Annotated in this window: 10 protein-coding genes; 7 read left to right on the top strand and 3 right to left on the bottom strand. The window is 66.2% G+C overall.

Annotated features, from left to right (window positions below; genetic code table 11):
- Nucleotides 1-18: 18 nt before the first annotated feature.
- The gene (aguA, locus tag SFA35_RS24480; RefSeq protein ID WP_320573612.1) at nucleotides 19-1,125 is read right to left on the bottom strand and encodes an agmatine deiminase; all 1,107 of its coding nucleotides are present in this window, start codon (nucleotides 1,123-1,125) and stop codon (nucleotides 19-21) included.
- Nucleotides 1,126-1,295: 170 nt separating this feature from the next.
- Complete coding sequence (locus tag SFA35_RS24485; protein WP_320573614.1) at nucleotides 1,296-4,214, bottom strand: aminotransferase; 2,919 nt, start codon at nucleotides 4,212-4,214, stop codon at nucleotides 1,296-1,298.
- 205 nt (nucleotides 4,215-4,419) lie between these two features.
- On the opposite strand from SFA35_RS24485, the gene rfbB reads away from it, so the two are divergent.
- The 7 genes from rfbB (at nucleotide 4,420) to SFA35_RS24520 (ending at nucleotide 11,506) form a co-directional block, all read left to right on the top strand.
- Nucleotides 4,420-5,502: a dTDP-glucose 4,6-dehydratase gene (rfbB, locus tag SFA35_RS24490; RefSeq protein ID WP_320573617.1), complete on the top strand. Its 1,083-nt coding sequence runs from the start codon at nucleotides 4,420-4,422 to the stop codon at nucleotides 5,500-5,502.
- Nucleotides 5,499-6,374: a glucose-1-phosphate thymidylyltransferase RfbA gene (gene rfbA / locus SFA35_RS24495; protein WP_320573619.1), complete on the top strand. Its 876-nt coding sequence runs from the start codon at nucleotides 5,499-5,501 to the stop codon at nucleotides 6,372-6,374. Before rfbB ends, rfbA begins: the two co-directional genes overlap by 4 nt.
- Nucleotides 6,371-6,916, top strand: coding sequence for a dTDP-4-dehydrorhamnose 3,5-epimerase (rfbC, locus tag SFA35_RS24500; RefSeq protein WP_320573621.1), 546 nt, complete (start codon nucleotides 6,371-6,373; stop codon nucleotides 6,914-6,916). The genes rfbA and rfbC overlap by 4 nt, the downstream gene beginning before the upstream one ends.
- Nucleotides 6,913-7,803: a dTDP-4-dehydrorhamnose reductase gene (gene rfbD / locus SFA35_RS24505; protein ID WP_320573622.1), complete on the top strand. Its 891-nt coding sequence runs from the start codon at nucleotides 6,913-6,915 to the stop codon at nucleotides 7,801-7,803. Before rfbC ends, rfbD begins: the two co-directional genes overlap by 4 nt.
- A 67-nt stretch (nucleotides 7,804-7,870) precedes the next feature.
- Nucleotides 7,871-9,682 carry a sensor histidine kinase gene (locus SFA35_RS24510; RefSeq protein WP_320573625.1) on the top strand — a complete coding sequence of 604 codons (1,812 nt, stop codon included), beginning with the start codon at nucleotides 7,871-7,873 and terminating at the stop codon, nucleotides 9,680-9,682.
- A complete protein-coding gene (locus tag SFA35_RS24515) occupies nucleotides 9,679-11,058 on the top strand; it encodes a sigma-54 dependent transcriptional regulator (RefSeq protein WP_320573627.1) in 1,380 nt (459 codons plus the stop codon). Before SFA35_RS24510 ends, SFA35_RS24515 begins: the two co-directional genes overlap by 4 nt.
- Nucleotides 11,051-11,506: a thioesterase domain-containing protein gene (locus tag SFA35_RS24520; protein ID WP_320573629.1), complete on the top strand. Its 456-nt coding sequence runs from the start codon at nucleotides 11,051-11,053 to the stop codon at nucleotides 11,504-11,506. The genes SFA35_RS24515 and SFA35_RS24520 overlap by 8 nt, the downstream gene beginning before the upstream one ends.
- A gap of 9 nt (nucleotides 11,507-11,515) precedes the next feature.
- Here the strand turns inward: SFA35_RS24520 and cysQ are convergent, their stop codons facing one another.
- On the bottom strand, nucleotides 11,516-12,343 hold the full coding sequence (gene cysQ / locus SFA35_RS24525; protein ID WP_320579208.1) for a 3'(2'),5'-bisphosphate nucleotidase CysQ: 828 nt from the start codon (nucleotides 12,341-12,343) through the stop codon (nucleotides 11,516-11,518).
- Between the last annotated feature and the right edge of the window lie 6 nt (nucleotides 12,344-12,349).

Raw genomic sequence — 12,349 nt, forward strand, 5'->3', positions numbered from 1 at the left:
GCGCGCCGCCCGCCGCTGTCAGCGGCTAGCAGCCGCGGGCTGCTGCTGGGTCAGGCAATGGATGTTGCCGCCGCCGAGCAACAGTTCGCGACCAGGGACCATGACCACCTCATGTTCGGGGAAAATGCGCTGAAGAATGGCCTCAGCTTCGGCATCCAGCGGGTCATCGAAGCTGGGCGCGATGATGCCGCCATTGACGATAAGGAAGTTGACGTAGGAGCCAGCCAGGCGGACGGACGGGTGCCGCTCCTGGGTGCCCTCCACCAGATCGACGCCATCGCACTCTTCCTGGGTCGCGTAGAGCGGGCCGGGAATCGGCATTTTGTGCACCACCAGGGTGCGGCCTTTGGCGTCCGGTGTGTTTTGCAATACATTCAGGGCCGCATGGCAGCGCTCATAGTTGGGGTCTTGAGGATCATCCGTCCAGGCCAGTAACACTTCACCGGGGCGTACGTAACAGCAGAAGTTGTCGACGTGGCCGTCGGTTTCGTCGTTGTACAGGCCATGGGGTAGCCAGATGATGGTGTCGACCGCCAGCTGCTCGCCAAGCACCTGCTCGATTTCCTTGCGGAACAGGTGCGGGTTGCGGTTGCGGTTGAGGAGGCACTCTTCGGTGGTGATCAACGTGCCTTCGCCGTCGACGTGAATGGAGCCGCCTTCCAGAATGAAATCCTCGGGGGCGTAGCGCGGGCAGCGTTCGATCTCGAGGATCTTGCCGCCCACCTGCTCGTCGCGGTTCCACGGCGCGTAGAGGCCGCCATCGAAACCACCCCAGGCATTGAAGCCCCAATTAACCCCACGCACTTCGCCGCTGTCGTTGATCACGAAGGTCGGCCCGGTGTCGCGCACCCAGGCGTCGTCGCTGCTCAGCTCGACCACGCGGATGTTCGGCAGGTCCAGGCGCGCCCGGGCGTTGTCGTACTGCGCGGCAGAGACACCCACGGTGACCGGCTCGAAGCGGGCAATGGCCTTGGCCAACGCGATATGGGCGGCCTGCACCGGCTTGCCGCCCAGGCGCCAGTTGTCCGGGCGCTCCGGCCAGACCATCCAGACCTGCGTCTGCGGGGCCCACTCGGCTGGCATATGAAAGCCGTCGGCGCGGGGAGTGCTGTTGAGGGTTGTCATGTCAGACCTCGGGAATGGATTTCAGGTGATTTTATAACCGATTAATATCTGGATTGTAAGAGGCGCCGCCCGGCGCCCCATATCCACAACAGGACTAAAACCAGAGGAACAAAGCGAAAGCCGCATCGCCAACCAATAGCTTTAATCCAGATACCGATAAATATCGGTAATTATAGATCCTCCCCCAGCACCCGAGCCACCGCATCCACGAAGAAATCGACACTCTCGCGGGTGGTCACCATCGGCGGCTTGATCTTGAGGATGTTCAGGTAATCCCCGGTCGGCTGCATGAAGATACCCAGTTCGCGCAGCCGGTCGCACAGCAAGGCAGTCTCCTCGGTGGCCGGCTCCAGGCTGCTGCGGTCACGCACCAGTTCCAGCCCCAGGTAGAACCCCGAGCCATGCACCGCGCCCACCAGCGGGTAGTGCTCGACCAGCGCCTCAAGGCGCGCCTTGAAGTAGCCGCCCACTTCCCGAGCCCGCTGCCAAAGCTGCTCCTCGTCCATGACATCCAGCACGGCCATGCCGATCTGGCAGCTGACCGGGCTGGCCCCGGCCGAGGAAAAGAAGTAGCCCTCGGCCTCCAGCGCCTCGGCCACCTCGCGCCGGGTGATCACTGCCCCCAAGGGGTGCCCGTTGCCCATGCCCTTGGCCATGGTGATGATGTCCGGCACCACGCCCTGCTCCTCGAACCCCCAGAAATACTCGCCCAGGCGTCCGTAGCCAACCTGTACTTCATCGGCGATGCACAGCCCACCGGCGGCGCGTACCCGGGCGTAGACCTCGCGCAGGTAGCCGGCCGGCAGGGCAATACCGCCGGCGTTGCCGTACACCGGCTCGCAGATGAAACCGGCCACCTGGCGTTGCTGCTGCGCCAGGCGCGCCAGCAGCGCGTCGACCTCTTCTATATAAGGCGCCACGCTCTGCGCGCCGCGATGCACACCACGGTAGCTGTTCGGCGCCAGCAGCGGATGCACCCAGTCAGGTCGTGTCTCCAGCGCCTGGGGGTTGTCGGCGATGGAGGTGGAGATGGCATCGGTGGCCACCGACCAGCCATGGTAGGCCTCCAGCACGCTGAGCACGTCGCGCCCACCGCGCCAGGCCCAGGCCAGGCGGATGGCCAGGTCGTTGGCCTCGGTGCCGCTGTTGACCAGAAACACCCGGTCCATGCCGGCTGGCGCCGGGGCGAGCAGGCGCTCTGAGAATTCGGCGATGGCCGAGTAATGGAAGCGCGAATTGGTGTTGAGCAGCGACCACTGGCGCGCGGCAACCTCGGCCATGCGTGGGTGACCGTGGCCCAGCACCGCAACATTGTTGAGCATGTCCAGGTAGGAGCGGCCCTGCAGGTCGATCAGCTGGTTGCGCCAGCCGCGCTCGATCTGCGGCGGGTCCTGATAGTAGTGCTTCTGCGAGCGCGCGAAGCTGGCATCACGCCGCGCCAGCAACTGCCCGGCGTCGGGCAGGGCCGGCGCCTGGCAGACAAAACCCAGCAGTTCGCCCGGCGCCTCGCACAGCGCCAGCCAGGCGGGCGCGCGCAAGGCGGTGACGAACAACGGCGGGACAACCTCGGCCAGACGCGTCAGCTGCACTTGCAGCGCCGGGGTGCTGTGGCCCAGCGGTTCACCTGCGGCAACACCAACGCCATCGGCCAGCTCGCAGTCGGCGCCCCGGACAATCAGTTGCAACCCCGCGCCCTGCAAGCGCAGGAGACCCTCATTGCGCCGCAGCGTACCGGCGAAGGGTGCCTGCAGCAGGGTGCCGTGGGGCAGCTTGAGCTCGACATGCAAGGCGCAGCTGGCCGGCGCCTGCGCGCTGTCGGGCACGCTGCGCGACAGGCGGTATTCACCATATAAAGAAGTGGCCAGGCCGTTGCCGGACGCCGCAGCTGCGGCCAGCAGGTGCTGGTCGATACCCGGCTGCTGCCAGTTACCGTTGTGCCACAGCGGGCTGAGTACCCCCAGGGCGACAGGCGTCACCGGCCGGCCTTGCAGGCTGGGCAGCAACGGCACCAATGGCGGATGGGCCAGTGCTGGCAACTCCTGGCCAGTGGCGAGCAGGATGGCCGCCTCCATCAATTCGCCGGGCACGCTGATGGCGACCTCGAATATCTGCCATTCGTGCTCGACGTTGTCCAGAACGTAGCCATTGTCGGGCGCCACCTGCAGCTGCTGGGCACTGCTGAGCACCAGCACCGCCGCCCGCGCGACGATCAGCGGCCACAGCGCGCGCAGTTCGGCGCCGGTCAGCGGGTTGCTGGCGTGGTAGGCCTGCACCGTCGGCAGGATGGCGAACGGCTCGCCTTCGGCATGGTGCAGCAAGGCCGCGCAGGTGACGGCCAGGTCGGCGATGCGCCAGCTGCGCACCAGGTCGCCGAAGTCGATGATGCCCTGCAGCTGCCAGTGCCGCCGGGCATCGCGCTGCCATACGGTGTTGTCGTCGGTGATGTCCAGGTGAATGGCCTGCAAGGGCAGCGCCGCGGCCAGCTGTGCGATGCGCTCGCAGGCGCGCTCGCCCACCGCCAGCACCTCGGCTTGGCGAGCCGAGCCGCGCAGCGCCGAGGCCAGCCCGGCGATCAGCGCCTGGGCATGGCGCGGGTCCCATTGCAGGGTGCGCTGCAGGCCGGGGTGGTCGAAGTCGGCCAGGGCCAGATCGACTCGCGCGCAGGTGCGCCCCAACTCGGCGAAGGTTTCGCGGCCCAGGTGAGGGCGTCGGGTCAGGGGCTGCCCTTCTATATAGGTCAACAGGCGGGCAAACAGCCGCTGGCCATCGATGACCACCTCGAGCAAGGCGGCGCCGTCGAGGGCTGGGACCACCTGTGGCACCGGCACCTGGCGCGCCTGCAAATGACTGAGTGCCGCCTGCTGGGCATGCAACTGGGCGGCGCCATATTGCGCATGGCAGAGTTTGAGCACATAGTGGCCATTCGCCGCAACCACCTTGAAGTTGATGTCCTGCTGACTGCCCAATGCCTCGATCTGCGCGACTGCCACCTGCAGCCCGAAAGAGCGCTGGAGCAACGCGGCCGCCTGCTCGAAAGTGACCCGTGGCCCCGCCAGGCTGGAGCGATTCAGTAAATCGGAAACCGACATGTCGACCTCGGAAAATGAATGAAGTTGCGTCGTATCTCGCCATTTACGTCGATATTAGGCAAGTACTGACACACTTTTGTGACCCTGTTGATGTAGTTTGCCAATAGGCGGCTATTGATGACGAATCGTGCTTGCACACCTGCGTTGAAACTCACAAGCTATGCGCCGAATGCAGACTGTCTGTTATGGAAGAAGGCAAAATCCTATGCGAATTCTTATCACCGGCGGCGCCGGTTTCATTGGGTCGGCGCTGGTTCGCCACTTGATCGCCAATACCGATCACGAGGTGCTCAATCTCGACAAATTGACCTATGCCGGCAACCTCGAATCCCTTGCCAGCATCGCCACCAATACACGCTATGAATTCGTGCAGGCCGACATCGTCGACCAGGCCGCCATGAGCGCGGTACTGGCACGCTTCCAGCCCCAGGCAATCATGCACCTGGCGGCCGAGTCGCACGTCGACCGCTCCATCGATGGCCCGTCGGACTTCATCCAGACCAACATCGTCGGCACCTACAGCCTGCTGGAAGCCACCCGCGCCTACTGGCAGGCCCTGCCGGCCGACGAGCGTGCGGCGTTCCGCTTCCATCATATCTCCACCGACGAAGTGTACGGCGACCTGCATGGCGTCGACGACCTGTTCACCGAGACCACCCCGTACGCGCCCAGCTCGCCGTATTCGGCCAGCAAGGCGGCCTCCGACCACCTGGTCCGGGCCTGGCAGCGTACCTATGGCTTGCCGGTGCTGATCACCAACTGCTCGAACAACTACGGGCCGTTCCACTTCCCCGAGAAGCTGATTCCGCTGGTGATCCTCAACGCCCTGGCGGGCAAGCCGCTGCCGGTGTATGGCAATGGCCTGCAGGTGCGCGACTGGCTGTTCGTCGAAGACCACGCCCGCGCCCTGTTCAAGGTGGTCAGCGAAGGCGTGGTCGGCGAGACCTACAACATTGGCGGCCACAACGAGCAGAAGAACATCGACGTGGTGCGCGGCATCTGCGCCCTGCTCGAAGAACTGGCGCCACAGCGCCCTGCCGGTGTAGCGAACTATGCCGACCTGATCACCTTCGTCAGCGACCGCCCTGGCCACGACCAGCGTTACGCCATCGACGCCAGCAAGATCGAACGCGAGCTAGGCTGGGTGCCTCAGGAAACCTTCCAGACCGGCCTGCGCAAGACCGTACAGTGGTACCTCGACAACCTCGAGTGGTGCCGCCGCGTGCAGGACGGCAGCTACCAGGGCGAACGCCTCGGCTCCACTCAACCTAAGGACCTGATCGCATGACGAAGGGTATTGTTCTGGCTGGCGGTTCGGGCACTCGCCTGCACCCGATCACGCTGGGTGTTTCCAAGCAGTTGTTGCCTATCTACGACAAGCCGATGATCTACTACCCGATCTCGGTGCTGATGCTCGCGGGCATCCGCGACATCCTGCTGATCTCGACGCCGGCCGACCTGCCGCAATATCGCCAGCTGATGGGCGATGGCAGTCAGTTCGGCATCAATATCAGCTACGCCGAGCAACCATCGCCGGATGGCCTGGCGCAAGCCTTCCTGATTGGTGAAGAGTTCATCGGCGACGACGCCGTGTGCCTGGTATTGGGCGACAACATCTTCCACGGCCAGCACTTCAGCGAACAGCTGATCCGCGCCGCCAGCCGTCCTTCCGGGGCCACGGTATTCGGTTACTGGGTCAAGGATCCGGAGCGCTTCGGCGTGATCGACTTCGATGCCGAGGGCCGTGCCCTGTCCATCGAAGAGAAGCCGGCCAAGCCGCGCTCCAGCTATGCAGTCACCGGTCTGTACTTCTACGATAACGACGTGGTGCAGATCGCCAAGTCGATCAAGCCTTCGCCGCGCGGCGAGCTGGAAATCACCGACGTCAACAACGCTTACCTCAAGCGTGGCGACCTGCAGGTGGAACGTTTCGGCCGTGGCTTCGCCTGGCTCGACACCGGCACCCACGACAGCCTGCTGGAAGCTTCGCAGTACGTGCAGACCATCGAGCACCGCCAGGGCCTGAAAGTCGCCTGCCTCGAGGAAATCGCCTACCAGCACGGCTGGATCAGCCATGACGAGCTGCTGGTGCGCGCCAAGTACTTCGGCAAGACCGGCTATGGCCAATACCTCTACATGCTGGCAGGGGAAGAAAAATGAAAGTGATCGCCACTGACGTGCCCGACGTGCTCATGCTCGAGCCGCGAGTGTTCGGCGACGACCGCGGCTTTTTCTACGAAAGCTTCAACGCCAAGGCCTTTGCCGAGGCTACCGGCGTCGACCTGTCGTTCGTCCAGGACAACCACTCTCGCTCGCAACAGGGCGTACTGCGCGGCCTGCACTACCAGATCGAAAACCCGCAGGGCAAACTGGTGCGGGTGATCGCGGGCGAAGTGCTGGACGTCGCCGTCGATATTCGTAAAAGTTCGCCCACCTTCGGCAAGCACGTCACCGTGCGACTGTCGGCGGCGAACAATCGTCAGGTGTGGATTCCGCCAGGGTTCGCCCACGGTTTCGTGGTGCTCAGCGAAACCGCCGAATTCCTCTACAAGACCACCGACTACTACAACCCGGCGGCCGAGCGCTGCATCCGCTGGAACGATCCGACGCTGGCCATCGACTGGCAGTACAGCGGCGAACCACAATTATCTGGCAAGGACGCTGTGGGTAAAACCCTAGCAGAGGCCGATTTGTTCCCATGACCGCACGCGCGCTCGAAATCCTTATCATTGGCCGTAACGGACAAGTCGGCCGCGAGTTGCAGATCAGCCTGGCGAGCATGGGCAACCTGCATGTGCCGGGCCGGGAACAGTTCGACCTGACCCGGCCCGAGCAGATGCGCGAGTACATCCAGGCGCTGCGCCCGGACCTCATCGTCAATGCTGCCGCCCACACCGGTGTGGACCTGGCAGAAAAGGAAGAAGAACTGGCCTTTGCCCTCAACGCCACGGCGCCAGCGCTGATGGCCGAAGAGGCGGTGCGCCTTGGCGTGCCCTTCGTGCACTACTCCACCGATTATGTGTTCGATGGCAGCAACCCCGGCCCCTACATCGAGAAGGATGTCGCCCACCCGGTCAATGCCTACGGGCGCAGCAAGCTGGCCGGCGAGCTGGCGATTCGCGCCCTCGGTGGCCAGCACCTGATCCTGCGCACCAGCTGGGTGTATTCGACCCATGGCCGCAATTTCCTGCTGACCATGCAGCGCCTGCTGCAGGAGAAGTCGGAGCTGCGCATCGTCGCCGACGAGATCGGCGCGCCAACCTGGGCTGGCACCATCGCCGAGGCCACCGCCACGCTGATGCAGCACTGGCGTGACGGCCATCCAGGGCCCTGGGGCACCTACCACCTGAGCGGCCTCGGTGAAACCTCCTGGTTCGGCTTCGCCGAGGAAATCGGCCGGCGCCTGCAGGCCGAAGGCAAGGCCTGCGCTGCGCTGGTACCGATCGCCTCGGCGGACTACCCGACGCCGGCCGAGCGCCCGCTCAATTCTCGCCTGGATTGCAGCCGTCTGCAGGCGCGCTGGGACATTCAGCTGCCGCAATGGCAAGCTGCCCTGACCCAGTGCCTGGCCAACCAGCGCCAGGCCTGAACTGCGTACAGGGGCCTGCGCCGGCCGTCCGCGGCGCACGCCCCTGGCCCACTCTGCCGAGCTGCCCATGCTGAACTCAAGCCTTCCCCGGCGCCCGCGCTGGCGCAACCTGGCCCTGCTCGCCCTGTGCCTGGCGCCGCTGCTGTGGCCGCTGCAGCACCTGGCCGAGCGCTACTACCGCAGCGAACTGGTCGGCCAGAACCGCCAGACCCTCGACCTCTACGTCGCCAACCTGCTGGGCACGCTGCACCGCTTCGAGACCCTGCCGCAGATTCTCGGTGACCTGCCGGCCCTGCGCGCCGCGCTCGCAGCCCCCGCCGACCCGCAAGTGCAGGGCAGCGCCAACCGCCTGCTCAACGAGATCGCCCGCCAGACCGGTGCCGAAGTCATGTACCTGATGGACGACAGCGGCAAGACCCTGGCGGCCTCCAACTGGGACAAGCCCGACAGTTTCGTCGGCCGCAACTTCGCCTTCCGCCCCTATTACAGCGACGCCATCGCCGGACGCCTGGGCCGCTTCTTCGGCCTGGGCACCACCTCGGCCAAACGCGGCTACTTTTTCGCCGCCGGGGTACGCGAGGGCGAGCGCATCAAGGGCGTGCTGGTGGTGAAGGTCGACCTCGACCACACCGAGACGCTGTGGGGCAAGACGCCTGAACAGTTGCTGCTGACCGACCACAACGGCGTGGTGATCCTGACGTCGCGCCCGGAATGGCGCTTTCGCGCGACCCGCTCGCTGACCGCCGAGGATCACCAGGCGATTGCCGCCGTGCAGCCCTACCCGACCCAGGACCCGCAGCCGCTGAACCTCAACGCCAACGCCTGGCTCACCCAGACCCGCACCATCGAGGAAACCGGCTGGCAGGTCAGCATTCTCGCCCCGCGCGCACTGATCGACCGCCCCGTGCGCACCGTCGTGGCCGTGGGTGGCGCCACCTTGTTGGTGGTGATGCTGCTGGTCGGATTGATGATGCAGAGCCGGCGCAATTACCTGGACCGCATCGCCTTCGAGGCGCGCGCCCGGCACGACCTGGAAAACCGCGTGGTGGAACGCACCAGCGACCTGGAGGGCCTGAACAAGCGGCTCAAGAGCGAGGTGCTCGAGCGCGAGCAGGCGCAGCAGGAGCTGGTACAGGCCCAGGACGAACTGGTGCAGGCGGGCAAGCTGTCGGCGCTGGGCACCATGTCGGCGAGCATCAGCCACGAACTCAACCAGCCGCTGGCGGCGATCCGCAGCTACGCCGACAACGCCGGCATCCTGCTCGACCACGGGCGCCTGGACGATGCGCGCGGCAACCTCAAGCTGATCAGCGAGCTGACCGAGCGCATGGCCTCGATCATCGCCCACCTGCGCGCCTTCGCCCGCCGCGACCGCCATGCCCTGGAAAGCGTGGCCCTGCAGCCGGCGCTGGACGATGCCCTGGCACTGCTGGGCAAGCGTCGCCGGGCCATGGCAGTGGAGTTGATCCGTGACCTGCCCGACGCGCCGCTGTGGGTCCAGGCCGGGGAAACGCGCCTGCGCCAGGTGCTCGGCAACCTGCTGGCCAATGCCCTCGACGCCCTGACCGAAAAAGCCAACCCGCGCTGCCTGTGGCTGAGTGCCGAACAGACCGCCGAAGGCGTCGAACTGTGCATTCGCGACAACGGCCCGGGCTTCACCTCGCAGGCCCTGGCGCGCGCGCGCGAGCCGTTTTTCACCACCAAGACCCGCACTCAGGGGCTTGGCCTGGGACTGGCGATCTGCGATACCCTGATGCGCGCGCTGGGCGGCGAAATGTTGCTGGCCAACCACCCGCGCGGCGGCGCCCTGCTGACCCTGCGCCTGCGTGCCGGCACCCCGGGCGTCAACCTGCAACCGCCAGAGGATCCCACTGCATGACCATGGCTCCCATCGACAGCAGCGTGCAAGTGCTGCTGATCGACGACGACCCCCACCTGCGCCAGGCCCTGTGTCAGACCCTGGACCTGGCCGGCCTGCGCCTGCTGTCGCTGGGCGACGCCCAGGGCGTGGCGCAGCGCATCGACCGCGACTGGCCCGGGGTGGTAGTCAGCGACATCCGCATGCAAGGCATCGACGGCCTGCAACTGCTCGAGCAGCTGCAGGCGCGCGACAGCGAGCTGCCGGTGCTGTTGATCACCGGCCACGGCGATGTGCCGCTGGCGGTGCAGGCGATGCGCGCCGGCGCCTACGATTTCCTGGAAAAGCCCTTCGCCAGCGAAGCCCTGCTCGACAGCGTGCGCCGCGCGCTGGACCTGCGCCGGCTGGTGCTGGAAAACCGCAGCCTGCGCATGGCCTTGAGCGACCGCCAGCAGTTGAATGGCCGTCTGCTCGGTCATTCGCCGCCCATCGTGCGCCTGCGCGAGCAGATCGGCGCGCTGGCGGCGACCCGCGCCGACGTGCTGATACTCGGTGAGACCGGCGCCGGCAAGGAGGTGGTGGCCCGCGCCCTGCACGACCTGTCCAGCCGCCGCAACGGGCCCTTCGTGGCGATCAACGCCGGGGCGCTGGCCGAATCGGTGGTGGAGAGCGAACTGTTCGGCCACGAGCCGGGCGCCTTCACCGGTGCGCAGAAACGCCGCATCGGCAAGTTCGAGTTCGCCAACGGCGGCACCCTGTTTCTCGACGAGATCGAGAGCATGAGCCTGGACGTGCAGGTCAAGCTGCTGCGCCTGTTGCAGGAGCGTGTGGTGGAGCGCCTGGGCGGCAACCAGCAGATCGCCCTGGACATCCGCGTGGTCGCCGCGACCAAGGAAGACTTGCGCCAGGCGGCCGACCAGGGACGCTTTCGTGCCGACCTGTACTACCGCCTCAACGTCGCCTCGCTGCGCATCCCGCCGCTACGCGAGCGCGGCGAGGATGCCCTGCTGCTGTTCCAGCACTTCGTCGACGCCGCCGGCCAACGCCACGGCCTCAAGCCCCCGGCGCTGCAACCGGCGCAGCGGGCGCTGCTGCTGCGCCACGATTGGCCGGGCAACGTGCGCGAGCTGCAGAACGCCGGCGAGCGCTTTGCCCTGGGCCTGGAACTGGCCCTGGAACGCGACGCCGGAACCCGCGACGAGCCCTGGCTGGCGCCGAGCGGTGGCCTGAGCGAGCAGGTCGAGCACTTCGAGCGGTCGCTGATCGCCGCAGAAATGGCCCGCCCGCACGGCTCGCTGCGCAGCCTGGCCGAGGCCCTGGGCCTGCCGCGCAAGACCCTGCACGACAAATTGCGCAAGCATGGCCTGAGCTTTGGCGCTGGAGACGAGCATGACTGATCCTGTACAGCACCTGCAGGAGGTGTTGCATCATGATATTCCGCTGACCCGCGAAATGGGCCTGAGCGTGGCCAGCTGGCAGCACCAGGCGCTGCGCCTGAACCTGCCGCTGGCGCCCAACGTCAACCACAAGCACACCCTGTTCGGCGGCAGCCTGTATTGCGGCGCGGTGCTGGCCGGTTGGGGCTGGCTGTATCTGAGCCTGCGCGAAGCTGGGGTCGAGGACGGCCACATCGTGATCCAGGAAGGCCAGATCAGCTATCCGCTGCCGGTGAGCGGCGATGCCCTGGTGCTGTGCCAGGCGCCGGAGCCGGCGCTGTGGGAAAGGTTCCTGAAGCTGTACCTGCGCCGCGGACGGGCGCGGCTGGCGTTGCAGACAACCGTGGTCAATCAGGGCAGTGACGAGCCGGCGGTGGTGTTCGCCGGGCAGTATGTGGTGCACCGTTAGCTGAGGCCCTCAGCCTTTGGCCAAGGCCAGCAAGGTCCCCCGCCACTGCACTCCCACCGGCAATGCCAGAAAGAACGGATTGAGCAAGGACGCGCGCGGCGGATACACAAAAGGCTGCCCGTCCACCTGCAACACCTCGCCGCCGGCGCCTTCCAGCACCCCCTGCGCCGCGGCCGTGTCCCACTGCGAAGTGGGCGCCAGCCTTGGATAACAATCGGCCGCGCCCTCGGCCAGCAAGCAGAATTTCAGCGAGCTGCCGATATTGGCCAGTTCCAGCGCCCCCACCACCGCGCTCAAGCCGGCCAGCAGGCGCTCCTGCTCGGCGCTGGAGTGGCGCCGGCTGGCGACCACGGTAAAGGCCGCGCCGGCTGGCGGGGCCTGGCGCACATGAATCGGCTGCGGCGCCTGGCCCCGCTCCGAGCGCCAGGCGCCGAGCCCGGCGCCACCGGCATAGCAACGGCCATTGGTGGGCATGGACACCACGCCGAACACCACTTGGCCCTGCTCGATCAGGGCGATATTGACGGTGAACTCTTCACTGCCGGCGATGAACTCCTTGGTCCCGTCGAGCGGGTCCACGAGCCACCAGCGCTGCCAACCCTGGCGGGTCGCCAGGTCGATGGCGCAGTCTTCTTCGGACAGAATCGGGATGTCCGGCGCCAGGGCGCTCAAGCCAGCGACGATCACATGGTGCGCGGCCAGGTCGGCAGCCGTCACCGGCGACTCGTCGGCCTTGGCGTCGACCTGCACGTTGTTGCGCCAGAATGGCAGGATCGCATCACCGGCGCGGTGGGCCAGCTCGACCACCCCGGCCAGGAGGGGATGCGGATAGATCATCGCGCT

It is taken from the genome of Pseudomonas sp. HR96 (assembly GCF_034059295.1).
GTDB lineage: Bacteria > Pseudomonadota > Gammaproteobacteria > Pseudomonadales > Pseudomonadaceae > Aquipseudomonas.

Coding starts and splice junctions, on each gene's coding strand:
- aguA (WP_320573612.1), bottom strand. CDS start 1,125: ATGACAACCCTCAACAGCACTCCCCGCGCCGACGGCTTTCATATGCCA.
- SFA35_RS24485 (WP_320573614.1), bottom strand. CDS start 4,214: ATGTCGGTTTCCGATTTACTGAATCGCTCCAGCCTGGCGGGGCCACGG.
- rfbB (WP_320573617.1), top strand. CDS start 4,420: ATGCGAATTCTTATCACCGGCGGCGCCGGTTTCATTGGGTCGGCGCTG.
- rfbA (WP_320573619.1), top strand. CDS start 5,499: ATGACGAAGGGTATTGTTCTGGCTGGCGGTTCGGGCACTCGCCTGCAC.
- rfbC (WP_320573621.1), top strand. CDS start 6,371: ATGAAAGTGATCGCCACTGACGTGCCCGACGTGCTCATGCTCGAGCCG.
- rfbD (WP_320573622.1), top strand. CDS start 6,913: ATGACCGCACGCGCGCTCGAAATCCTTATCATTGGCCGTAACGGACAA.
- SFA35_RS24510 (WP_320573625.1), top strand. CDS start 7,871: ATGCTGAACTCAAGCCTTCCCCGGCGCCCGCGCTGGCGCAACCTGGCC.
- SFA35_RS24515 (WP_320573627.1), top strand. CDS start 9,679: ATGACCATGGCTCCCATCGACAGCAGCGTGCAAGTGCTGCTGATCGAC.
- SFA35_RS24520 (WP_320573629.1), top strand. CDS start 11,051: ATGACTGATCCTGTACAGCACCTGCAGGAGGTGTTGCATCATGATATT.
- cysQ (WP_320579208.1), bottom strand. CDS start 12,343: ATGATCTATCCGCATCCCCTCCTGGCCGGGGTGGTCGAGCTGGCCCAC.